Origin of the sequence: Paracoccus alkenifer (genome assembly GCF_900108405.1) — a bacterium.
GTDB lineage: Bacteria > Pseudomonadota > Alphaproteobacteria > Rhodobacterales > Rhodobacteraceae > Paracoccus > Paracoccus alkenifer.
Window position 1 is genome coordinate 1 of sequence record NZ_FNXG01000009.1, and the last position, 21,692, is coordinate 21,692.

22 protein-coding genes and 2 pseudogenes are annotated in these 21,692 nt (G+C 68.0%); 10 read left to right on the plus strand and 14 right to left on the minus strand.

Features of this window, described 5'->3' with window-relative positions; all coding sequences use genetic code 11:
• Positions 1-287 (minus strand): annotated as a pseudogene (locus BLW83_RS14610) (transposase); the annotation flags it as partial.
• Between the two features lie 222 nt (positions 288-509).
• On the opposite strand from BLW83_RS14610, the pseudogene BLW83_RS14615 reads away from it, so the two are divergent.
• The 6 genes and pseudogenes from BLW83_RS14615 to BLW83_RS14640 all read left to right on the plus strand — a co-directional run.
• Positions 510-959 (plus strand): annotated as a pseudogene (locus BLW83_RS14615) (IS5 family transposase); the annotation flags it as partial.
• A 355-nt stretch (positions 960-1,314) separates the two neighbouring features.
• On the plus strand, positions 1,315-2,013 hold the full coding sequence (locus BLW83_RS14620) for a hypothetical protein (RefSeq protein ID WP_090849028.1): 699 nt from the start codon (positions 1,315-1,317) through the stop codon (positions 2,011-2,013).
• A gap of 61 nt (positions 2,014-2,074) precedes the next feature.
• The gene (locus tag BLW83_RS14625; RefSeq protein ID WP_090849030.1) at positions 2,075-2,596 is read left to right on the plus strand and encodes a hypothetical protein; all 522 of its coding nucleotides are present in this window, start codon (positions 2,075-2,077) and stop codon (positions 2,594-2,596) included.
• Positions 2,597-2,622: 26 nt separating this feature from the next.
• Positions 2,623-3,222 carry a hypothetical protein gene (locus BLW83_RS14630; protein ID WP_218139147.1) on the plus strand — a complete coding sequence of 200 codons (600 nt, stop codon included), beginning with the start codon at positions 2,623-2,625 and terminating at the stop codon, positions 3,220-3,222.
• A gap of 98 nt (positions 3,223-3,320) precedes the next feature.
• A complete protein-coding gene (locus BLW83_RS14635; protein WP_090849031.1) occupies positions 3,321-3,731 on the plus strand; it encodes a hypothetical protein in 411 nt (136 codons plus the stop codon).
• Positions 3,732-3,756: 25 nt separating this feature from the next.
• The gene (locus BLW83_RS14640; protein WP_090849033.1) at positions 3,757-5,340 is read left to right on the plus strand and encodes a hypothetical protein; all 1,584 of its coding nucleotides are present in this window, start codon (positions 3,757-3,759) and stop codon (positions 5,338-5,340) included.
• A 27-nt stretch (positions 5,341-5,367) separates the two neighbouring features.
• Here BLW83_RS14640 and BLW83_RS14645 read toward each other — a convergent pair whose 3' ends face one another.
• The 5 genes from BLW83_RS14645 to BLW83_RS14665 all read right to left on the minus strand — a co-directional run bounded on the left by BLW83_RS14645 (position 5,368) and on the right by BLW83_RS14665 (position 8,946).
• Positions 5,368-6,243 (minus strand): hypothetical protein, encoded by an 876-nt coding sequence (locus BLW83_RS14645; RefSeq protein ID WP_090849035.1) that lies wholly within the window; start codon positions 6,241-6,243, stop codon positions 5,368-5,370.
• Positions 6,240-7,202, minus strand: coding sequence for a hypothetical protein (locus BLW83_RS14650; RefSeq protein ID WP_090849037.1), 963 nt, complete (start codon positions 7,200-7,202; stop codon positions 6,240-6,242). The genes BLW83_RS14645 and BLW83_RS14650 overlap by 4 nt, the downstream gene beginning before the upstream one ends.
• Positions 7,199-7,585, minus strand: coding sequence for a hypothetical protein (locus BLW83_RS14655; RefSeq protein ID WP_090849039.1), 387 nt, complete (start codon positions 7,583-7,585; stop codon positions 7,199-7,201). The genes BLW83_RS14650 and BLW83_RS14655 overlap by 4 nt, the downstream gene beginning before the upstream one ends.
• Positions 7,586-7,651: 66 nt before the next feature.
• Positions 7,652-8,413 carry a hypothetical protein gene (locus BLW83_RS14660; protein ID WP_090849041.1) on the minus strand — a complete coding sequence of 254 codons (762 nt, stop codon included), beginning with the start codon at positions 8,411-8,413 and terminating at the stop codon, positions 7,652-7,654.
• On the minus strand, positions 8,410-8,946 hold the full coding sequence (locus BLW83_RS14665; RefSeq protein ID WP_218139148.1) for an RNA polymerase sigma factor: 537 nt from the start codon (positions 8,944-8,946) through the stop codon (positions 8,410-8,412). Before BLW83_RS14665 ends, BLW83_RS14660 begins: the two co-directional genes overlap by 4 nt.
• Before the next feature lie 44 nt (positions 8,947-8,990).
• Between BLW83_RS14665 and BLW83_RS14670 the strand changes: the two genes are divergently transcribed.
• From BLW83_RS14670 to BLW83_RS14680, 3 genes are read left to right on the plus strand one after another with little or no spacing between them, the layout of a single operon-like run.
• A complete protein-coding gene (locus BLW83_RS14670; RefSeq protein ID WP_143042861.1) occupies positions 8,991-9,950 on the plus strand; it encodes a hypothetical protein in 960 nt (319 codons plus the stop codon).
• 11 nt (positions 9,951-9,961) lie between these two features.
• A complete protein-coding gene (locus BLW83_RS14675; RefSeq protein ID WP_218139149.1) occupies positions 9,962-11,059 on the plus strand; it encodes a hypothetical protein in 1,098 nt (365 codons plus the stop codon).
• 3 nt (positions 11,060-11,062) lie between these two features.
• The gene (locus BLW83_RS14680; RefSeq protein ID WP_090849047.1) at positions 11,063-12,097 is read left to right on the plus strand and encodes a hypothetical protein; all 1,035 of its coding nucleotides are present in this window, start codon (positions 11,063-11,065) and stop codon (positions 12,095-12,097) included.
• 3 nt (positions 12,098-12,100) lie between these two features.
• Here the strand turns inward: BLW83_RS14680 and BLW83_RS14685 are convergent, their stop codons facing one another.
• A complete protein-coding gene (locus tag BLW83_RS14685) occupies positions 12,101-13,459 on the minus strand; it encodes a fimbrial biogenesis chaperone (protein ID WP_090849049.1) in 1,359 nt (452 codons plus the stop codon).
• A gap of 565 nt (positions 13,460-14,024) precedes the next feature.
• Between BLW83_RS14685 and BLW83_RS14690 the strand changes: the two genes are divergently transcribed.
• The gene (locus tag BLW83_RS14690) at positions 14,025-14,207 is read left to right on the plus strand and encodes a hypothetical protein (RefSeq protein WP_073063740.1); all 183 of its coding nucleotides are present in this window, start codon (positions 14,025-14,027) and stop codon (positions 14,205-14,207) included.
• Between the two features lie 184 nt (positions 14,208-14,391).
• Here the strand turns inward: BLW83_RS14690 and BLW83_RS14695 are convergent, their stop codons facing one another.
• The 7 genes from BLW83_RS14695 to BLW83_RS14725 all read right to left on the minus strand — a co-directional run bounded on the left by BLW83_RS14695 (position 14,392) and on the right by BLW83_RS14725 (position 21,692).
• Positions 14,392-16,260, minus strand: a complete 1,869-nt coding sequence (locus BLW83_RS14695) for a sigma-54-dependent Fis family transcriptional regulator (protein ID WP_090849051.1) — start codon at positions 16,258-16,260, stop codon at positions 14,392-14,394.
• 77 nt (positions 16,261-16,337) lie between these two features.
• A complete protein-coding gene (locus BLW83_RS14700) occupies positions 16,338-17,411 on the minus strand; it encodes a 2,3-butanediol dehydrogenase (protein WP_090849053.1) in 1,074 nt (357 codons plus the stop codon).
• A 9-nt stretch (positions 17,412-17,420) separates the two neighbouring features.
• On the minus strand, positions 17,421-17,750 hold the full coding sequence (locus BLW83_RS14705; RefSeq protein WP_090849055.1) for a carboxymuconolactone decarboxylase family protein: 330 nt from the start codon (positions 17,748-17,750) through the stop codon (positions 17,421-17,423).
• Complete coding sequence (locus tag BLW83_RS14710) at positions 17,747-18,535, minus strand: SDR family NAD(P)-dependent oxidoreductase (RefSeq protein WP_090849057.1); 789 nt, start codon at positions 18,533-18,535, stop codon at positions 17,747-17,749. The genes BLW83_RS14705 and BLW83_RS14710 overlap by 4 nt, the downstream gene beginning before the upstream one ends.
• Before the next feature lie 49 nt (positions 18,536-18,584).
• A complete protein-coding gene (locus tag BLW83_RS14715; RefSeq protein WP_090849059.1) occupies positions 18,585-19,688 on the minus strand; it encodes an acetoin dehydrogenase dihydrolipoyllysine-residue acetyltransferase subunit in 1,104 nt (367 codons plus the stop codon).
• Between the two features lies 1 nt (position 19,689).
• Positions 19,690-20,697 (minus strand): alpha-ketoacid dehydrogenase subunit beta, encoded by a 1,008-nt coding sequence (locus BLW83_RS14720; RefSeq protein WP_090849061.1) that lies wholly within the window; start codon positions 20,695-20,697, stop codon positions 19,690-19,692.
• Positions 20,698-20,711: 14 nt separating this feature from the next.
• Complete coding sequence (locus BLW83_RS14725) at positions 20,712-21,692, minus strand: thiamine pyrophosphate-dependent dehydrogenase E1 component subunit alpha (RefSeq protein ID WP_090849064.1); 981 nt, start codon at positions 21,690-21,692, stop codon at positions 20,712-20,714.

Below are 21,692 nucleotides of genomic sequence, written 5' to 3' on the forward strand. Positions count from 1 at the left end.
CTCCCGGCGCTGAGCTGGCCGCGTCACTTTTTTCCCAGAGCCTCTCGAAGCAGATCGGCCTGCATGCTGAGATCGGCGAACATGCGCTTCAGTCGCCTGTTCTCATCCTCGAGGGCCTTCATCTGGCTCATCATGGATGCATCCATGCCGCCAAACTTCGCGCGCCATTTGTAAAACGTCGCGCTGCTGATCCCATGCTCGCGGCAAAGCTCGGAAACGGGCAGCCCGCCCTCCGCCTGGCGCAGCACGCCCATGATCTGGGCTTCGGTGAAACGGCTCTTCTTCATCGGAATCTCCTCGTCCATCTTGCCGAGAAAATTCTACCTTCGCATCCCCTTAACCACGGGGAGGATTACCCGGGTGCCGGCGGGCTCGATGTAGCCCGTGACCTGCCACGGGATTTTTCCTTCACCGTCGATTAGAGTCCGGCCCAACTTGAGGACGGACAATGAAGCGAACGAGATTCACGGACGAGCAGAGCATCGGTACCGGCGCCTGTTCGTTCTGCTGCGCCGCGAGGGGGCCCCGGCGATCAGCGAGGTCGTCTGATCGGCCGAACGAAGGGCGGCATGAACACCAAGCTGCACGCTGTTGCCGATGCCGATGGGCGCCCGATCCGCTTCTTCATGACCGCAGACCAGGTCAGCGACTACACCGGCGCGGCGGCCCTGCGGGGCAGTTTGCCAAAGGCGGACTGGCTGCTCGCTGATCGCGGCTATGACGCCGACTGGTTCGGAGAAGCGTTGAAAGACAGGGGAATAAAGCCCTGCATCCCGGGCCGGAAGTCTCGCGACAAGCCTATCAAGCACGACAAGCGCCGCTACAAACGGCGTAACCGCATCGAGATCATGTTCGGACGGCTGAAGGATTGGCGACGAATTGCAACCCGCTACGACAGGTGTCCCACGGTCTTCCTCTCCGCCGTCGCCCTCGCCGCAACCGTCATGTTCTGGCTATGAAACGAGAACGAGTCCTGACCCTAGCAGGGATGCGAGAAACATCAAAGGTCAGGCGAATAGATAAATAGAAGGGTCAGGCGCACCCTGGGCTTACCCGCTGACCAGCAGCAGATTTCTGTCCGCAGAGCTATCTGCCACGCCACCGCCAACACGGCCCATGGCAGAGGACGTAAACGCTGGATCAAGAAGATCGAGCTCATCAGCAGGCAACGCATGCAAGGGTTGCGAGTTTGTTCAAGGGTCTCGGCACCGGATATGGAGATGCCGGGACGCCGTGACAGGACACGGACCAAGGTCAGCAGCACTCGCCACGTCTTGAGATTGGAGCCCCCGCTTTTGGTGAAGGAAGGACGCGATGAGACAATTCCATCTTTTGGCCGTCGCGCTGCTGGCGGGATTGTTCGCCTTTGCGCCTGTCCTTGCCGAAACCATGTCGTTTCCCGCCGCGGTCGGAGAGCCGTATACCGGACGCATGACGGTCGAGGCCTTCCCGGTGGATGGTGGCCATCGCATGCACCGTGCCCGGGGCGACGCCGAGGTGCGGTTTTCAGCGTCGGGCGAGGACCGGATCCTGTTCAGCACCACGGCGGCGCTCGACGACGGCGGCAGCCTCGATCTGAGCGTGACGCTTGCCCCGGACCAGGATGGGGCGTGGCGAAGCCTGTCGGAGACCGGGCCGACCGAGATCACGGCGGCAGGCCGCGTCCTGTCCGTGACCGAGCTGGATGGTTTCCACATGATCCTGACCGGTCAGATCGGGCCCGAGAAGGGCAAGCTCACCCTGCGCCGCATCCCCACCGAGACCCCCGGCACGGCGCCGGATGCGGAAATGATCACGGTCTTCCTGTTCGACGTCAGCCTGCCCTCGTCCGAACCTGCCCCCGCACCGCGGCAAGACGAGACATCACCCAGGGCCGAGACCTCAGCGGCCGCCGGGGGCGGTGGCGGGTGCGAGCGGATCGAGTGGCGGCTCGTCAACCGCTGGAATTGGGGCGGTGGCCTCAGCCTGAGCCGCGAGCCCCACTGCGTGCCCAAAAGAAGCACCGACGATTGAACATCGCCAAGCTTCTGCGCTCTGATGGCGTCACATGGGCAAAGAGGATGGAGTTCACCCGATGAAACGCCTGCTCGCCGCGCTGCTGCTCTCTTCCGCCTTGCTGCTCCCCGGCCACGCACGTACCGCCGAGAACCTCGACACCATGTCCTCGGCGCAGATCGTGGCGCAGGCGGGATCGCTGCACCCTTCGGCGCTTTACGTGCTCGCCAGCCGGCTGCTGGCCGAAGGCAAGGGGCAAGAGGCGGCGAACTGGATGTATGCCGGCCAGCTGCGCTATCGCTTCATGCTGGCCGTGCCGGATGCGCAGGCCGACGACCGCATCCTGTTTTCGGCACTGACGGAACAGGTGGGCCGGCCGGTGAACGAATATATCGCCGGCGACCCCGACGAATGGATCGCGGCGATGCGCTGGGCGTTGGACTGGGACGCCGCAACCGACAACCACGTCACCTCCAAGACCGGGCACGCGGCCGAGCTGGCCCAGGTGCGGGGCGGGCTGGAGCGGCTGATCTCCAAGGTCGACGCCAGCCGCGACGAGATCCGCCGCGAACGCACCGCCAACGGGCTGGAAAACCGCTGATCGACGCTGCAAGGAGGAGCCTTCCCATGACCATTTCCGCACCGCTGCGACGCCTTGTCCCCGCGCTTGCCGCCGCGCTCTGGCTGGCACCCGCGCAGGCGCAGACGACCGATCATCTGGGCCTGCCCGGCCCGATCGCGCTGGCCGGCGACAGCTATGCGCTGGCCTGGTCCGCGCGCCCGGCGGAAAACCATACCAAGCAGGAATACCTGCCGCCGGGCGAAACCCCGGACAGCTACGGCCGGATGCTGCTGGTGGAAACGGTGGCGGGCGACATCGGGGTGATGGATGCGGTGCGAGCGCAGGCAGAGATGCTGACCCAACGCAAGGCCACGGACCCGCTGGTCAACATGGATATCGTCCAGAACGAGGCCACGGGCGAGGCGCTGCTGGATTTCATCGTCAGCAGCAAGGACGAGGCGGGCGAATATATCGTCGAATGGAACGCCTATCGCTATGCGCCGCTGGCCGAGGCCGCGGGCGGGCCCGGGGTGATGCTGTTCGGCGTCAGCCACCGCGCTTATGGAAACGAGGCCGCCAAGACCTTCCTGCAGGGGCTGTCCACGCTGCGTCCGACGCAGATCAGGGCGCTGGCCGAGGCACCTCTGCCGCAACCGGGGGGCTGAGGATGCACGACGCCCCTCGCCCTGCAGCTGCTCCGGCACCGGTATCGACGCATGTTCCAACCCGCCTGCTTGCGGCGCTCAATGAAAGGTCCCTGCTTATGACGTTACTGGGGAACAAGACTGGAAAATCCCGTTTCGCCCTGGTCCTGCTGGGCGCCATGGCCACCGCCGGACCGGCTTCGGCGCAGGATTATCTGGGCATCCACCTGGATACGATGCGGGAACACAACCTGCGGCTGCATCAACAACAGAACGCCAGCCCGGGCAGAGCCGGAAAGTCCCCTGCATCCAAGCCCAAGTCCGGCAAGATGTCGCCCCAGGCCGAAGCCCGCGCCCGGGCCGAGGGCGCCAGGATCATGGAAGAGCACAAGCGCCAGCTTGCCCCCCGCTACCGGATGCGGGTCGAGCGCGACGGCAAGGCTTCGGCCGACCGCTGGCTGGCCGAGGAGTCGCGGCGGCTGGGCATCGAGACCGGCCGCAAGATGCGGGCGAAATATTCCGGGCAATAGCCCGACGAAACGCAGGAGCGGCCGGATGCGCACCGCCCCCCACCTGTTCTGCGTGCTGGTTGCCCTGGGGCTGGCCGGCACCGCCCATGCCGACCCGCTGGCCGAACTGAGTGATTCCGTCACCGATCTGTTCAGCCGCGCCGAAAACGCCCGCGCCCATGCGCGGCATTGTGCGGGGCGTCCCGATGCGGACCGGGTGGCGCTGCGGGATGCGCTGGCCGGCTGGTCGCATCGCAACGACGCGGCGGGCTATGACGCGCTCATGGCCGCGCTGAAGGATGCGGCGCCGGGGCTGGCAGAACAGACCGAGGCCGCCTACGCGCAGATCGCCGCGGCCGTGGCGCAACAGATCACCACCAAGCCGCAGCTTTGCACCGGCCTGCCCGATCGGCTGAAATCCGAGGAATTCGCGCTGCGCCCGACCCTTCGGGAAACCCGCCGGATCGCGCGCGACCTGGGCGTCCGACCCGCCGACCCCATGCCGCCCCGGATCGAACCGGGGCTCCTCGCGGCGGTCCAGCCGCTGGCGCAATTCTCGGCCTGGGCCAGCGCCGCGATGGCGGAAATCGGCTCGGCCCCCGGCGCGCAGTCCGACCGCGCCCTGCGCGAGGCGCGCGAGGAGCATCTGCTGGCGCTGCTCGAGCCACAGGGGCGGCTGGCGTTCCGGGGCCGCGTGATCTCGGACAGCGAGTTGCGCGAATGGCGCGGCGACCGGCAATCCAGCTTTGCCGCCAGTTGCCGCCGCTTTGCCGACGAGGACGGCCAGCAGCGGATGGACGATCTTGTCGGCAGCACAGCGGTGCTGACCGGCAAGGTCTACTGGGTCCGCGACGATGCCCCCGGCGGCATGATCGGCTTGCGCGACTGCAGCATCCTCAACGCGGCCGAGGCGGGCCTGCCGCTGGCCCACGCCGGCCCGGTGGAGCTGGAACCGCGCCCGCCCGAGCTGGCCGAGCTGCTGGCCGCGCCGGGGCCGCGGATCGGGTCCGCCGATGTCGACCGGGTGCTTTACACCGCCGAGTTTTCGACCCGGCTGGACGGTGCCGGCAACGGCTATCTGGATCGGCAAGAGGACATCTGGGTGCTGCTGCGCGACGGCACCGCCATGCGCCACGACTGGCCGGTGCCCTTCGGTGATCTGGCGCTGGACATGTCACGGGCGCGCGAACCCGGACGCTGGTTCACCTGGGTCGAGCACGGCAAGGATGTGGTGCTGACCGCGGCGGACGGCACGACGCTGGAGCTGGCAGGCGCCGAACGACTGCTGCCGATGCCGGAGGGCGGGACCATTTCCGGCCGCTGGGCGATGACCGACATCGCCCCGGGCGGGCTGCGACGCGACCGCAGCTTCGACTTTGCCGCAGATGGCACCCTGTTGCACAGCAGTGACAGTTTCGTCGGTGGCAGGGTCGGGACCAGCTTCATCACCTCGGCACTGAGCCCCGAGCAAGAGACCCGCTTTGTCTATCGCTTCCAAGGCTACGCGCTGATCCTGACCGGCCCCGAGGGCGAAGAGCGCCATTTCGCGGCCCGGCTGCAGAACGGCGACCCCGCCGCGCCCGACAACCTGATCATCGACGGCCGCGTCTATTGGCGCGACGACAAATAGCCCGCCGGGCAATCGGCGGCGGGGCGCTCAGGGCGCGCGGAACCGGTCCAGCAGCATCACGCCGCGCTGGCTGCGGGGGACGAACAGCGAGGCGCCATCCTCCGACCAGAAGGGCGGGGCGCGCAGCCTCCAGCCGGCACTGCCCTCGACCCGGCCCAGTTCGGCCCCGTCCTGGACATCCCAGAACCGCAGGCGGTCGCCGCCCCGCTCGGGGGCGCCGGGCTCCCCTCGCGCGATGATGCCGCTGTCCGAGACGGCCGCTGGAAAGGCTGACATATCGTGCGTGGCCAGTTCCGCGATCCTCGTACCGTCGGCGTCCAGCAGGATCAGCGGCCTCGTGCTGCCGCCGGCGAGGATGCGGCTCCCTCGCGCGACAAAGACGGCCTCGAAGCCGTATGCCTCGGGCGGCGTGGGCGTGCCGGGATAGGCGGTCAGAGACCGGTCCTCCACCGGGGCATCGGCGAACACGCGCAGGTCGTCACGCTGGGTGACGACCGCATCGCCGCCCGATTCCGTGCAGGATTGCCGGATCACGCCGCAGGCGATCAGCAGGCGGGTCCCATCAGGCGACAGGAACAGCCGCGCGACCCCGCCGCGTAGCGGCAGCGGATACCGCCCGCCTTCCGCGCCGGTTTCGGGGTCGAAGACCAGCAGCCCCGGGCGCCAGCCATCGGGGGTGCGCATCTCGACCGCCATCACCACGCGACCGTCGCCCAGTGGCTGGGCAATGCTGTTGCGCGACGGCGCCACGCCCTCGAACACCACAGTGCCAAGGCAGCCCGAGCGCCCCAGCGCACGGTCGATCCAGCCGCAGGTCCGCGACCCGTGCCACGCCGCAAGTCCCGCCGCCCCGACCAGCGCCAGCGCGGCCACCGCCGCGGCGATCAGCTGGCCTCGCCTCATTCCCCTGCCCCCGCCGCGTAAAGCCGCAATTCGCTGTCGGCTCCGGCCGCGGGCGTTCCGGCCAGCGCCACGATCACCGCATCGCGCTGTGGATGCCACAGGATCGCCGGGGCAAGGTCGCGGTCGATGTCATGCGCAGCCAGCAGCCGTCCGCTGGCAATGTCGTGGATACGGATCGCGGCCCGGATCTTGCCCGGCCCTGAAAAGCGGCGGGCGAGGAGGGCGATCCGGTCGCCATCGGGCGAGCGGGCGCTGTCCAGTCGCAGAAAGGGGATAAAGCCATCGGGCAGGTCCAGCGCCAGCCGGGTGGCGCCCGGCCGGATCTCGGCGCCCGCGGGCAGGCGGGCGTTGGGGTCAGGCGACGGGTGCTGCCGGGTCAGGATCACCTGGCCCGAGGCCGCGTCGAAGGCGACATGCGCAAAGACCACATTGCCGGAGGGCGAAAACCCCAGCTCGAAGGCGCGGCCATCGGCATCGGGGGGCGCGTGGCGGTGCTCGATCCCGGCGAACCACCGCCGTTCGCCGTCGCGGTCGAACAGCATCACGCGGGTTTCGCGCGGCTGGCTGCCGCCCGGCAGGTCGCAGGTGTAAAGCGCGTTGCAGCTGATCGCCATGGCCGTGCCGTCAGGCGACAGGCGCAACTGCTCGGGCCGGCCCTGCATCCCCAGATCGGCGCGGGCGCTCTCGGCCCCCGTCGCGGAGTCGAGCGTGGCCACGACCATCTGCGCCTGCAGCCGGTCGCGGCGTCCGGGGCGATAGTCGATGCCGCCGATGACCAGCCGGCCCTGCGCATCGGTGACCAGCGCGTCGCCCGTCACCACCAGATCGCGCAGGGCAAAGGCTGCAAGGCAGCCGCCACCGCCCGCGACCCGCCCGACCCAGCCGCAGGGGCCGGACAGCGCAAAGCCCGCGCCCCCGGCCCCCAGCAGCAGCGCGACCAGCAGCAGCGCGCGCGTCATTCCGCGGGCCGCTCGGGGAACCAGTGGCGGCATTCCCCGGCAATGCGCAGGACCACCAGCGTCTCGCCCTCGAAATGCCCCTCGGCCACCACGCAGCCGCTGCGGGCAAAGGCATCCTCGATGCGGGCGCGGTCGGCGTCGCCGGCGCGCAGAGGGGGCGGCGCAGTCATGTCGGCGCCGGACAGCGGGCGGTCGCGGGTTCCGTCGGGGTGGATGCGGAACACCCCGCGCCAGGGGCAGGGTGCCTTGACGCAATATATTCCCGTGGTGCCGAGGCCCCAGAACTGTTCCCCGTCCGCCGAGACCGGCAGGGGCTCGATCGACAGTGCCTGCACGGCAGAGGCAGACAGGACCAGCGCGGCGGCAAGGATGCAGCGGAACATGGCGGTTCCTTTCCCGAAATCATCGTTCCACCATGGGACGCGGGGCGCAGCCCGAACCTTGGGCGCTTATTCGGGGGCGGCCAGCCGGCCTGCAGCGGCAGCGCGGTCGGGCGCGTCATGGACCCGCCGCGACAGTTCGGCCGACAGCCGGATGCCGTCGGGGCGGACCATGAACACGTCCCAGTTCGTCGCATCCCCGAGACGGCTTTGCAGAAGCAGCAGTTCCGGTCCGCCCGGGGGCGCCAGCAGGAACGCGTCCAGCAGTGCGAACTCCACGCCGGGATCGAGGCTGCGGCGGTCGAACGCCTGCTCGGCCCCGTCGCGCTGGAAGGACAGGGAGACGCCATCGCCGCCCTCGCGCACGATAAGCTGGAACCCCTCGAAATCATGGCGCTGCGCGACGGCCAAAAGCCCGTGGTCGGCCGGGGACGCTGGCTGCGGCGGGCGGGTTCCCAGAACCCGGCCCGGCGGCCCGGCGGGGTCGGATGCGCCGTCCCGGACCTGGGGCGCCTCGGCCAGCCGGTCGGGCGCCTCGACGGCTTCGCGCGCAGGGCTGCGCCCCTCAGCTGAAGGGGCGCCGCCGGCCAGCTGCGGCTCATCGGGCTGCGGCATCAGCAGCGTCACCGCGGCCAGCGCCGCCAGCGCCCCTGCCGCGGGGGCCAGCCAGAGCCGCCACCCAAGGCGGCGCGGTGCGGGCGGCGGCGCGGGCGGAGGATCGGCAAGGCGCGCCTGCGCCGCGGCGATGGTGGCCTGCATCCGCGCCGGGTCCGGCTCGGGCGTGGGAATCCGGCGCAGCAGGTCAAGCGGATCGGACAGCCGGCTTGTCACAGCACCCCCCGCAGCGTCTTGCGCGCCTTGTGGATATGCCAGGCCACGGTCACCTCCTTGCAGCCCATGATCTGCGCGGCCTCGGCCTGGCTCAGCCCCTCGGCATGGACCAGCATCACCGCATCGCGCTGCTTGTCGGGCAGCGCAAGCACCGCCCGCCAGATGTCGGCGACACGCAGAGCGTCCTCCTGATCCGGGGGGTGGCTGTCCTCGGCCACCACGGCGACGGCATCGGCCAGCCGGGTGCGGCGCTGCTGGCTGCGCTGAAGATCGCGCACCGCGTTCAGCGTGACCTTGTAAAGCCAGCTGGTGAAGGCGGCGCGGCCGTCGAAGCTGCGGATCGCCTGCGGCAGCCGCATGCAGACGGTCTGGGTCACGTCCTCGGCATCGCTTTCATGCCCGAGCCAGCGATAGGCGATACGGAAGACATAGCGGTAATGGGTCGCGACCAGAGCCTCGAACGCCGCGGCATCGCCGGCGCGCACGCGCGCCAGCAGCGCCTGTTCTTCCATTTCGGGCCGAATATCGCGCAACCTGTATGCCTGCCGAACCGAGCCGCCATAATTCATCGTCACATATGCACAGGATCACAGAGAGACGCGCAAGCAAAGCGAAGAACGTGCCGAAGGCGGGTAACACGGCGAACCTTCGCCAAGATCCTGCCCGCGGCGGTCGTCACAAGGGCAGAAAGGAGGCATTCATGGGTGTAAGCCATCTGTCCCGTTGTCCGATCCGACGGACGATCATTGTTGTCGCACTCTGCGGCGTGCCGGCCGCGGCGCAACCGGCGGCGACAGGCATCACCCTCAAACCTGGGGCAGAGCTGCCGCAGGCCGATGCCCCGATCGACCTGGGCTTGTGCCGGCATCATGGGGTTGAGCCCCGGACAGCCGCGGGGCAGGTGGTTGGTGGTGCGGGTTGGGCGGTTACCGATGAAGCGCCGCTCGGCGCGCTGACGGCGGTGAGCTTCGTCGCCGGATCGCGGTCGATGACCAGCGGCGCCTGCGTCCTGAGCGGTGGGCGCGTCGGCATCTTCGACGGCGCGGAGCTGCTGGCCCTTGTGGAAGATTCGCAACCGGGCGGTACCGCGATAGCGCATCTGCGCCGCAGCGGCGACCGCTTGCGCATCTGGGACGGCGCGATGCTGTCCCGGCCCGTGGCCGACATCATGCTGGCAGAAAATGTCCCCGCAATCGTCCCGCTGCCGCCCTTCGACATCTTTTGCGGCGGAGCGCTGCGGATGCCGCTGATCCATGGCCTGACCCTTGGCGATGCGAACATCCTGCTGGCCGACCATGGCTGGGAACCGGCCGGACCTGCGCCACCTTCGGACCCTATCGCGGCCGAGCTTGTGGCCAACGGCTTTACCGGGGTCGAGCATTGTTCCGGGACCGGCTTCGTCTTTTGCACCCTGTCGTTCGTTCAGGGTTCAGCCACCGCCTCGGTCCTGACCTTCGGCGAGCTGAACCTGCCGGCAGGACCCCTCGTGGCGGATTACGACGTGACTTGTCCCGACTTACCCTCTCAACCCAGATGAAGGAAAAGATGATGAACCGACTCGTCCCCGCGCTGGCGCTTGCGCTTGTTGTCGCCACCCCGGTAGTGGCCGAAGACTCGAACCTGCATGCGGTGCTGTCGGTCCTTCCCGACACGGTGTTTTCCGACCTCACGCCGGATGTCGCGCGGTATCTGGATCTGTCCGCCATCGCTGAAGCCCATGGTGGCGCGCTGGGGCGCGAGGCCCTTTCTCGCGCCCTGCTGGGGGGCGGCATCCGCCCGGCGGAGGCGCTTGCCCTCGGCTCCCCGGAAAGCTTTGCCGAAAAATCCGGGATCGACAGCGCCACGTTGGCTTTCGTTGCCGGCATCGGGCAACCGCCGGGCGCGGTCTCGGTCTGGGGCTTTGCGGACGCGGAAGCTGCGACGACGGCGTTCTCCGGCCTCTCGGGACGCGGCTTCACCGAACTGCCGTCGAAGATGATCGCGAATGGAGAGCCGGGCATCGTCGATCTGGCCACGCGCGATCCCGCCGACCCATGGCGCGGCCCGATGGGGCAGGCATCGGTCGTGGGGCTTTCAGGCCCGGCCCTGCTGCAAGCGGGCGACGCCGCGGCGCTGGAGCCGCTTCTGGCGGGCGGGCCCTCGGCTCTGGACACGCTGGCCGGCAGGATCCTTCTGGATGCGCTGGAAGCAGAAGAGGGCGCGGTGCTGCAGGCGGCGTTCCTCAACCCGTGGCACGGGCTGGGCGGCGGCATCGATCCCGCGACCCTTGCCGGAAAGAACCCGGACGAAGCCCGCGCTGCCCTGGAACAGGCCGCCGCCGGGGCTTCCAGCGGGCTGCCTCTTTGGCAGGGTGCAGCACTGGCCGATCTGGAAACCTCCGAGGGTCCCGCCCTGGTCGTTGCCTTCGCCTATGCAGACTGCACCGATGCGCAGGCGGCAGTGGACGGCGCGGCGAACCTGTGGCGGGAAATGGACGGCACGGCCGAGGATCTTGCCGAGGCAAGCGTCGCCGAGAGCCAACCATCCGGTTGCGCGGCGATCCTGCGCATAGCCGGGCACGACGACACGCCCCGGCCCTTCAACCAGGCCACCCATGCATTGATGGCAGGGAACCTGCCCGCGCTGCGTATCGGCACCGGGGACTGAGGGATGCTCGCTGGCCCGAAGGGAAAGGTTTTCGCCCTTGCCGGACGCTGGCTCCTCGCGCTGTGGCTCTGTGCCCTTCTCTCTGCCTGTGCGGATCGACAGGCGGCCGTCGAGGCCGCGACCGCACTGGTCGAAACGACCTATCCCGGCCAGCTGGAGCTGGTCGGCGCGCATCTGCAAAAGGACCATTACGACGTCGTTTTCGCGATCAGGGGCGATCCGTTCACGCGGATCCGCTTTGGCGTCGACCGCGATGCCTCGCGCTGCCGTCCGGCGTCGCCCTGCGAGGACCGCCTGCACCGCGCCTATGCAGCCGGCGTTTCCGCAGGGGTCAAGCTGAGGGCGTTGAACGCAGCCTTCCCCCGGTGCGGCATCGTGCCGCTTGCGGTTCAGGACGCGCAGGCCGGGACCGGATTCACCACGGTCGTCGAGCTGGACCTTGCCGTGCAGGATCAGCAACCCGCACTGGACCGCCTGACACCCTGCATCGCGGCGTTCCGATCCGCCCTCCCCCCCGACGCCACACCCGAGCAGCGCAGCCTGAAGCTGCGCATCCTGCTGCCGAAACCGGGCGAGACAGCCCGTCCCCCTGCCCTGCTGACCTTCGAGACGACGCTGGCCAGGACGCCAAGCGATGACATCAGCTTTCTGACCGGGATCGGACCGGAGACGGACCGCATTTCTGCCGAAAACCTGAGGGTTCACCCCGCCTTCCTGTCCGCCAAGAAAGTCCGGAACCAGCTTGTCGATGCTGCCGCAGGGGCGCTTTCGGCCGACCCCGCCGGCGGACATGTTCCGAAGCTCGCCTTTCCCACCGGCGCGCGTCTGGACCCGCAGCGGCTGGACGTGATCCGCAGCTATATCCTTGCCTGCAGCACCGCGCGGAAGGGCCAGGGACCCTGCAAGACGGATATCGCGGTGCGGCTCCGCCATGATCTCGGCACAGGCGAGGTGACCCCCGAGGCCATCCTCCGCGAAATCCGCGACATCTCGGGCAGCCTCCATCTGCCGCCCCTGCCCGGCCGCGGCGTCGGTTGACGATCAGAAATGAATGCTTCGGCAGTCGGTATTCTCAAGGTCAAGTGCCGACAGCTCAACGTCCATGATCGGGGAACGAACCGCCTTGTAGGCCGCCGACGGGTCTTCCGCGGCCGAGTGCAGGACCAGCAAACGCGATCGCTGGACCTCTGCCATCTGCCGGAACAGCTGCAGGAACCGGGTCCAGCTTTCACCATCAGGCGCAAGCTGGGCCGGAATATCGGAAAGCTGCTGGAACGACCTCTGCCATTCGGCCTCGGCAGCCGTCAGTGCGGCATCGAGTTCGGGTCTGGGCAGCTCAAGGGCCCCGCGATGCGCATCCACAAGCCCGGCCAGCACAATGTCACGATTGCCCTCATGGTCCTGTTCGGATCGGCGGACGACAATTTCGGTGCAGGCGGCTGCGGCCTTCCGGACGAAGATCCGACGATCGTCGGGAATGTCCACGTCCTGAGCGATCAGTTGGCAATCGCGCCCTGCAAAGTCCAGCCGCTGCATCGCTTCGTTGACCAATTCGGTGGCGGGCCCGAACTCGGAGGCCGGGATCAACGTGCTTGTCCGGTTCTCCAGCCACTGCAGACGGTTGGTCTGCAGCGCCACCTCGCCTTCAAGGAAAGCTATGAAAATATCCCGGTCTTCCTGCCGCTCGGCAGGGGGGACAAGCTTTGCCAAGGCGCGAAAGCTCCGGCTGAATTCATCTCGGCTGGCTGCGATGTCGTCATGCAGCGCACGGCGCACGTCGTCCGACAGCTCTGTTCGCTTGAGGGACGCCGCGACAACCTCGGCGCTCGCCGTCCGCCCTTTGCCGATAACCTGATCGGGTCTGGTATCGATGATCTGGCGGCAGGCTCGGTTTGCCGTCTCGGAAAACTCCGCTTCATCAGCTGATGCGGAGCATGGCAGATGCATGAGAGCGACGGACGCCAGTGTAATCCATGGCGGGCGGTAATGTGATTTCTTCACAATACTGGTCCTTCCTCGCTTTCCAGAAGTTTCAAGTGTTGCGACCAACCTCTGGTTCTGCGCCACTAGATAGGTCGCATTGCCGGCGTTACGCAGCGACCACGCCACCGCAGGATTGCTTGTGCCCCGCCCCGAGAAGAACACCGGGATGCGCAATTCGGTCGCAAAGTTCACGGCACCGCCGCGCCGGAGGGCCTGGTCCGGGACCTCGTTGATGATGATGCGATAGGCTTCCTCACCGCGAACCGGCGCCTTGCTGGTGCGGACCACCCGGATGATCTTCGTCGCCCCCGGCGGCAGTCGCACGGCTGGCGGACTGACCACCACATCACCGGTGCGCTGCAGGCTTCCTTTCCCGCCCTGCTGGGTCCAGCGGAAGCTGCGCGCTTGCACGGTCATCGTGTCCCGTTCGGGGGATACCCTACTTGCAAGAACAATTAGTCATAACTTTACAGGAACTGGTAAACACACTCGTTTCCTGGCGCAAGCACTGCGCACCCGCAGGTTGTGAATTGTTCTTTTCTGCGGCCGGGAGCCGATCGGGCCGATTTCGTCGCCGCTGCTTGGTTAGAGTCAACGGCTTAAGCAGTCATGGCTGCGCCAAAAGCCCCGCCATCAGCCTCGCCCGGCTGGTCCCTGCGTCAATGTTATGCGGCCGGGCTGGTGTTCTGCGGATGCCGGGCCGTGGCGCGAGGGTGTTCCCTGATGCCCAAAGGATGCCCGATCCCGATGCGCAGGCCTGCTGCAATTTTTACGATTTCGCGCCGTCTGCGGCGCGCGCCCACTTCCCTGAAGCAGCCCCCGTCAGCGCGGCAGCGCAGGGACGAAGATGGTCAGCACCACCACCGGCCGCGCCACGAACCCCGCCATCTGCGGCGCCGGACCCACCGCTTAGGCTGTGAACCCATGATCGGGATTCCCTGTTTCCTTCTGCGGTGATTCACTTCTGGGAACCGGAGTGAGCATGACAGGCAGGCAGGATTTGAGCGATGCGGAGTGGGCGGTGATCTCGGGCATCTTCTACATCCTGAGGACCCGCGCGGCCTGGCCTTACAACATCGACGAGGTTCTCGAGGCCCTCGCCGACGCGTGCAGGACCGAGGCCGATCCTCGCCTGTCAGAACTGCGGCGCCGGCGTGCCGGTTGAGTGAGGTGGCGGAAATGCAGTGTCAACACTTCAAGGTGCTCGACACTGCCGCGGATAAACTGAGTGGCAGCATTGCTCGCTAACCACTCGGTTGGGCCGATCTCGTGAATGCCTGCTCTCCCGCCCTTGCTGCCTTTCGCCATCGCCAGATGCCGCCGCGCGGGGCTTTCTGACCAGTAGCCGGTCAAGCGACGGTTCCTATCTTCGACTTGCGCAAGCGGCGATAGAATGTCGAACGGTCGATCTTCGCCGCGCGGGCCGCAGCGGAAACGTTGCCGCCGTGTTCAACGAGTAGTTGCAGCAGGTCATCCTCGGATACGGTGCTTGCGGGCAGTCGGGTTGTGGCGGTTCGATCGGCTATCGCACCCGGCAGATGGTCGGGCAAGACGCAAGCACCATCGTACATCGCAGAAACAAGCTCGCACAGATTGATGATCTCGCGCACGTTCCCGGGCCAGTCGTAGCACAGCAGCAGAGCCATCGCCTCGGGCGAGAAACAGGGCTGGCCGTCGGTCGCGGCGGCGATGCGTTCAATCAGCCATTCCAGATCGGCGCGCGCCCGCGCCGGCGGGATTTCAAGGACCAGCCCGTTCAGTCGGTACAACAGATCCTGCCGGAACTGCCCCTGCGCCACCAGGCCGGCCAAGTCACGATGCGTGGCCGAGATCACGCGGATATCGACCGGCTCGGCCCGGGTCGCGCCCACCGGCAGCACCTCGCGCTCGGACAGCACGCGCAGCAGCCGCGCCTGCAGGCCCAAGGGCATGTCGCCGATCTCGTCCAAGAACAGCGTGCCGCCATGCGCCTCGCGGATCAGGCCCTTTTTCCCGCGCGTATGGGCGCCGGTGAAGGCGTTGGGGACATAGCCGAAAAGCTCGCTTTCGATCAGCGCCTCGGGCAGGGCGGCGCAGTTGATGGCGACGAAGGAGCCGCGGCGGCGCGAGGCATCGTGCATGGCGCGGGCGACGTATTCCTTGCCGGTGCCGGTCTCGCCCTGCAGGATGACGCTGATCTGCCGGTCCAGCACCTTGCCCGCGCGCAGCGCCAGCTGCCGCATCGCCGGGTCGCCGCCATGGATGCTGCGCAAGGGTTGGGGCAGCTCGGGCTGGTCGGCGCGGCGCGGCGGCGGGGCCGAGGGCGGGACGGAACGCGCGAAGACCCGTCCGCCTGCCTGCATTTCCAGGCAGCCCTCGACCTGCGCCTGGGTGCGCGACAGCCGGGGAATGTCGTCGATGTCGCAGGCAAAGACCTCGTCGATGCGGCGCCCGATCAGGGGCCGGCCCGGCCCGGCCAGCCGCAGCGCATTGTTCGTCATGCCGGTGATGCGCCCGTCCGCCCCGATGGCCAGCGCCGCGATCGGGTCCACGTCCAGGAAATCGGGCGACGGGTGCAACCGCAGGATCCAGTCGGCGCGGTGGCGGCGCACCAGGTTCGCCATCTCGATCCGCCGGGCGCAGGATTTCATCACCTCCAGCGTCAGGGCCTGGCTCATCTTGTCCTCGGGCGCCTGCAGATGCGACAGGTCCAGCACGCCCAGCAGGCTGCCGGTGGTGTCGTGGATCGGCACGGCGGTGCAGGACAGCGGCGTCAGCGCGACGTCGAAATGGTCGCCGCGATGCACGGTGATCGCCTGGCCGGTGGCCAGGCAGGCACCGACGCCATTGGTCCCGACATGGCTTTCGTCCCATTCCGAGCCGGAGATCAGCCCGGCATGGCGCAATTCGCGGTCCAGCTGGGCATCACCGATGGAATCCACCGTGACGCCCCGACCATTGGCCAGGAGCAGCACATAGCCCATGGCGTTCACCCGACGATACAGGTCCTCCATGCCGTGGCGGGCGACGCTCAGCAGTTCCTCGGAATCCTGCCGGTGCTGGGTCAGCTCGCGCTGGGTGACGATCCGGGGTGCGCTGGGGCGGGCCGGGTCGAGCCGGTGGTCGTTGACGCAGCGCCGCCACGAGGCCAGCACATCCGCATCGCGGCCCGAGTTGCGCCCTTCGGCCACGCCGATGACCTCAAGGACATGCGCCCCGGTGTTCGATATCCCTGCCATGGGCTCCTCCCAAAGCCGCCGGGCGAAGATAGCACGATCCCCGCCCCGGCACAGCATTATTGCCGGAACAGCGGATTTCAGCGCGACAGGTCGATCAGGATCTTAAGCTGCGTCCCGGCGGGGTCCAGCAGCGCCTCGAAACCCTCGGCCACGGCATCGTCCAGCGCGATGCGCTTGGTCACCGCCCGCAGCGCCGGGATCGCGCCCGAGGCGATCAGTTCGATGGTGCGCGGCCAGCCATGGGTCGGATAGCACCACGAGCCGCGGATCTCGGCATCTTTGAAGGTCAGCTGGAAGAAATCCACGCTGCCCTTGCCGGGATGCAGCCCGGTCTGCACGATCACCCCCTGCTTGCGCACCGCATCGAGGCAGGATTGCAGCGCGCGGTCGTTGCCCACGCATTCCAGCGCCACGTCGCAGCCGATGCCGCCCTGCGTGCCGGCGCGCACCCGCTCGCCCACATCCTCGCGCGCCGGGTTGATGGCGACGACGCCGGGCACCACCTCCGCGGCGAGCGCCAGCCGCGTGTCGTTCACATCCGACACGAACAGCCGCGTCGCGCCGAAGGCCCGCGCGGTCAGCAGTGCGAGGATGCCGATGGGGCCGGCGCCCGTCACCAGCACCGAGTTCCCCGCCGTAATCCGGCCGCGGTCGCAGGCATAGACGCAGACGGCGGTCGGTTCGACCAGTGCGGCCTCTTCGTCGGTCATGCCGTCGGGGATCTTCTCGACATTGTAGTCGTTGAGCAGCGCCATTTCGGCCATGCCGCCCGAGACCCAGGACAGCCCGACCAGCGCCAGGCTGCCCGAGAGGTTGTGCCAGCCGCGGTCGGCGAAATATTCGCCGCCGCGCGGCATGATCAGCGGCTGCACCGCCACCCGGTCGCCGGGCGCGACCTTGGTCACGCCCTCGCCCACCGCCACGACCTCGCCGCCGAACTCGTGGCCCAGCACCTGCGGGCCATGGGCGCCGGAATAGGGATGCGGCTCGGTCGGGATGAAGATCGGGCCCGAGGCATATTCATGCAGGTCGGTGCCGCAGATGCCGACATAGCGGTTTCGGATCAGCACCTGGCCGGGACCGGGCCGGGGCGGTTCGGGAATATCCTCGATCCGCAGATCCTTGGCGGCGTGGAAACGCAATGCTTTCATGGGGATGCCTCACAATTCGTCATAGGCGGCCAGCGCCTTGGCGGCATAGACCGTGCCCGGCCCGCCGGACATCTCGATGGCGATGGCCAGAACCTCGACGAACTCGTCGCGGCTGGCGCCACGGGACTTGGCCTCGGCGGTGTGGAAGATGATGCAATCCTCGCAGCCGCGCCCGATGGCCACGGCAAGGGCGATCATCTCCTTCATCGCCGGGCCGAGCTTGCCCTCGCGGTTCGCGGCGGCCATCAGGCCGCGGAATGCGGACATGGTCTTGCCGTCGGCCTTGTAGAGCGCGGCGGCGCGGGCGTTCATCTCGGCCAGTTCCTGTTTCGCGCTCATAGCAGCACCATGCCGCCGTCGACGACCAGGCTTTGCCCGGTCATGTAGTCCGACCCGGCCGAGGCGAGGAAGATAGAGACCCCGGCCAGATCCTCGGGGCGCGAGGGGCGGCCCAGCAGGATGTCGGCGGAAAAGCCCTCGAATGCCTCGTTGTCGCGGCTGGTCAGCCCCTCGTCCTTGAAGCCCTTGTCGATCAGCTTCCACATGTCGGTCGCGACCACGCCGGGGCAGATGGCGTTGACGCAGATGCCGTGCTTGCCAAAGGCGCGGGCGGCGGCCTGGGTCAGCGCCACCACGGCGAACTTGCTGGCCGAGTAATGCGCCAAGGGCTCGTAGCCCTGCTTGCCGGCGATCGAGGCGGTGTTGACGATCTTGCCGCCGCCGCCCTGGGCGATGAACTGCTTGGCCGCCTCCTGGATGCCGATCAGCACGCCCATGGCGTTCACGTCCATGACGCGGTGCCAGTCCTCCTCGGTGATGTCGTTGAACGGCTGGACCTGGGCGATGCCGGCATTGTTGAACATGGCGTCCAGCCGGCCATGTTCGGCGACGGTGCGGGCGATCAGGTCGCGCGTGCTGGCGCGGTCGGTCACATCGACGGCAAGGCCGATGGCCTGCCCGCCCGCCTCGCGGATCTCGGCGGCGGTGGATTCGGCGGTATCGGCGGCGATGTCGGCGATCACCACCCGGGCGCCGGCCCTGGCCAGCCCCTCGGCGATGGAGCGGCCAATGCCGCGGCCCGCGCCGGTGACGATGATGCTGCGGCCTTCGACGGAATTGCTCATCTCTCTCCTCCCATGGCAAAGGGCCGCCCCCGTGGGGACGGCCAGGCTGTCAGGCGATGAAGTCGCGGATCAGGCGGTTGACCTCGGCCGATTGCTCCATCTGCACCATGTGGCCGGCATCGGGGATGACATGGCGGGACGCGCCTTGCAGGCTTTCGGCATGGGCGGCGGGGATGATCGCATCGGCCTCGCCCCAGATCACCTGGGCGGGGACGCCCGAGGCGGCCAGCGCCTCGGCCAGACGCTCCGCCTGCCGGCCCTCGCGGAACAGGGTGGCCGAGAGTTCGGCCAGGAATTCCTGCACCCCGTCCAGGCGCTTGTATTTCAGCAGGTCCTCGACCATCGCGCGGCTGACCAGCGACTGATCCTTGAACAGATGCGCCAGCACCGGCTTGAGATCGCGCCGCCCGGTCGCCTGGACGAAGCCGTCGATGTAATCGGCGTTGATCTCGGCGCCCAGGCCGGCCGGGCAGATCAGCGTGACCGAGGCGGCGCGCGCCGGGTGACGGGCCGCCAGCGTGCCGGCGACCAGCCCGCCCATGGAATGGCCGGCCAGATGCGCCCGGCCGATGCCCAGGTGATCCATGAAGGCGATGACGGTCGACACCATCAGGTCGAGCCCCGCCGGCCGCGCCGATTTCACCGACTGGCCGTGGCCGGGCAGGTCCAGCGCATAGACCGGCGCGGCTTCCGCCAGGGCGTCGATGTTGAAGAGCCAGTTGTCCAGATCGCCGCCGAAGCCGTGGATCAGCACCAGCGGCACGCCCTCGCCCGGCCGCTCGGCATAGCGGATGCGGCCCATGGGCAGGTCGGCATATTGATAGGAGGGTCCGGCATCCTCGTCCTCGTCGCCGGCCGATGGGGCCTGATAGGCGGCGACATAGGCGTCGATTTCCGCGTCCGGCACCGCTTCCGGCGCCATCACCGCCAGCAGCGCGCGCACCGGATAGGTCTCGCCCTCGATGCCGACGCGGCGGCGCAGCAGGCCGCCGTCGGCGGCCTCGACCACATTGGCGATCTTGTCGGTCTCGACATCCATGATCTCGTCGCCGGGGCTGATCTCGGCGCCCTCGGCCACATGCCAGGCGGCCAGCTTGCCCTCGCGCATCGACAGGCCCCATTTCGGCATCAGGATCGGGGTGATGTCTGCCATGTCAGTTCTCCAGCGTCTTGCGGACGGCCGCGGCAATGCGCTCGGCCGAGGGCACGTAGCTGTCCTCGAGCGAGGGCGAGAAGGGCACCGGCGCATGCGGCGGCGTCACCATCTGCACGGCCGCCTTGAGCGCGTCGAAGGCGTCCTGCGCCACGGTGGCGGCGATGTCGGCGGCGATCGAGCAGCGCGGGTTCGCCTCGTCGACGCAGACCAGCCGGCCGGTCGCCTCGACGCTTTCCAGCACCGTGTCCATGTCGATGGGCGAGAGCGTGCGCAGGTCGATCACCTCGACATCGACGCCATCCTTCTTCAGCAGCTCGGCGGCTTCCAGCGAGCGGCCGACCATCTGGCCATAGGTGACGATGGTGGCGTCGCCGCCCTCGCGGACGATGTTCGCTTCGCCGAAGGGGATTGCATAGGGTTCCTCGGGCACGTCGGCCGTGCTGCCGTAAAGGTTCTTGTGCTCCAGGAAGATCACCGGGTCGTTGTCCCGGATCGCCTGGATCAGCAGCCCCTTGCAGTCATAGGCGTTCGAGGGGCAGACGACCTTGAGGCCGGGGATATGCGTGAACAGCGGCGTCAGCATCTGGCTGTGCTGGGCGGCGGCGCGAAAGCCCGCGCCGCACATGGCCCGGATCACCACCGGCGTTTCCGCCTTGCCGCCGAACATGTAGCGGAACTTCGCCGCCTGGTTGAAGACCTGGTCCAGGCAGACGCCGATGAAATCGACGAACATCAGCTCCGCCACCGGCCGCAGCCCTGCCGTCGCCGCGCCGATGGCGGCGCCGACATAGGCGCTTTCCGACAGCGGCGTGTCGATCATCTGGTTGGGATGCTTGGCGTAAAGCCCCTTGGAGACGCCCAGGACGCCACCCCAGGCGTCGTCCTCGCCCTGCGCGCCGGCGCCGCCGACGATGTCCTCGCCCATCATGATCACGGTGGGGTCGCGGGTCATCTCCTGATCCAGCGCCTCGTTCACCGCGTCCTTCATGCTGATGATGCGTGCCATGTTCCGTCCCTCCCTCAATAGCTCACATAGACGTCGGCGGTCAGTTTCGCGGCCTCGGGCAGCGGCGCGGCGATGGCCTCGGCCACGGCCTCGTCGATCAGCTGAGCCACCTCGGCGTCGATGGCGTTCAACTCGTCGTCCGAGATCACCCCGGCCTCGGTCACCTTCTGGCGAAACAGCTTCAGGCAATCATTGTGCTGGCGGTTGTATTCGTTCTCGCCCGGCGCCTTGTAGGTCTGGGCGTCGCCCTCGAAATGGCCGAAGAAGCGCACGTTCTTGCATTCCAGCAGCGTCGGCCCGGCGCCTTCGCGGGCGCGCTTGATGACCTCGCCCGCCGCCTCGTGGACGGCGAAGAAATCGAGGCCGTCCACGGTGATCCCCGGCATGCCGAAGCCCGTCGCCCGGTCGACGTAGCTGTCCGAGGCGGTGGCGTAATCGACCGAGGTCGCTTCGGCATAGCCGTTGTTTTCCACCACGAAGATCACCGGCAGGTTCCAGATCGCGGCCAGATTCATGCTTTCCAGCACCGTGCCCTGGTTCGAGGCGCCGTCGCCGAAGAAGGTGATGCCGACGCCGTCATGGCCCAGCTTCTGCGCCGCCAGCGCCGCGCCGCAGACCAGGGGGGCGCCTGCGCCCAGGATGCCGTTCGCGCCCATCATCCCCAGCGACAGGTCGGCGATATGCATCGAGCCGCCCTTGCCGGCGCAGCAGCCGGTGGCCTTGCCATAGATCTCGGCCATCATCGCCTTGACGTCGACGCCCTTGGCGATGCAATGGCCATGGCCGCGATGGGTCGAGGCGATGCGGTCGCGGTCGTGCAGATGCATCATGATGCCCACCGCCGTCGCCTCTTCGCCGGCATAGAGGTGGACGAAACCAGGGATCTCGCCGCGGGCGAAATCGACATGCAGCCGCTCTTCGAAATCGCGGATGGTGCGCATCTTGCGATAGGCTTCGAGCAGCCGTTCCTTGGGCAGCGGAAACGGATTGGACAT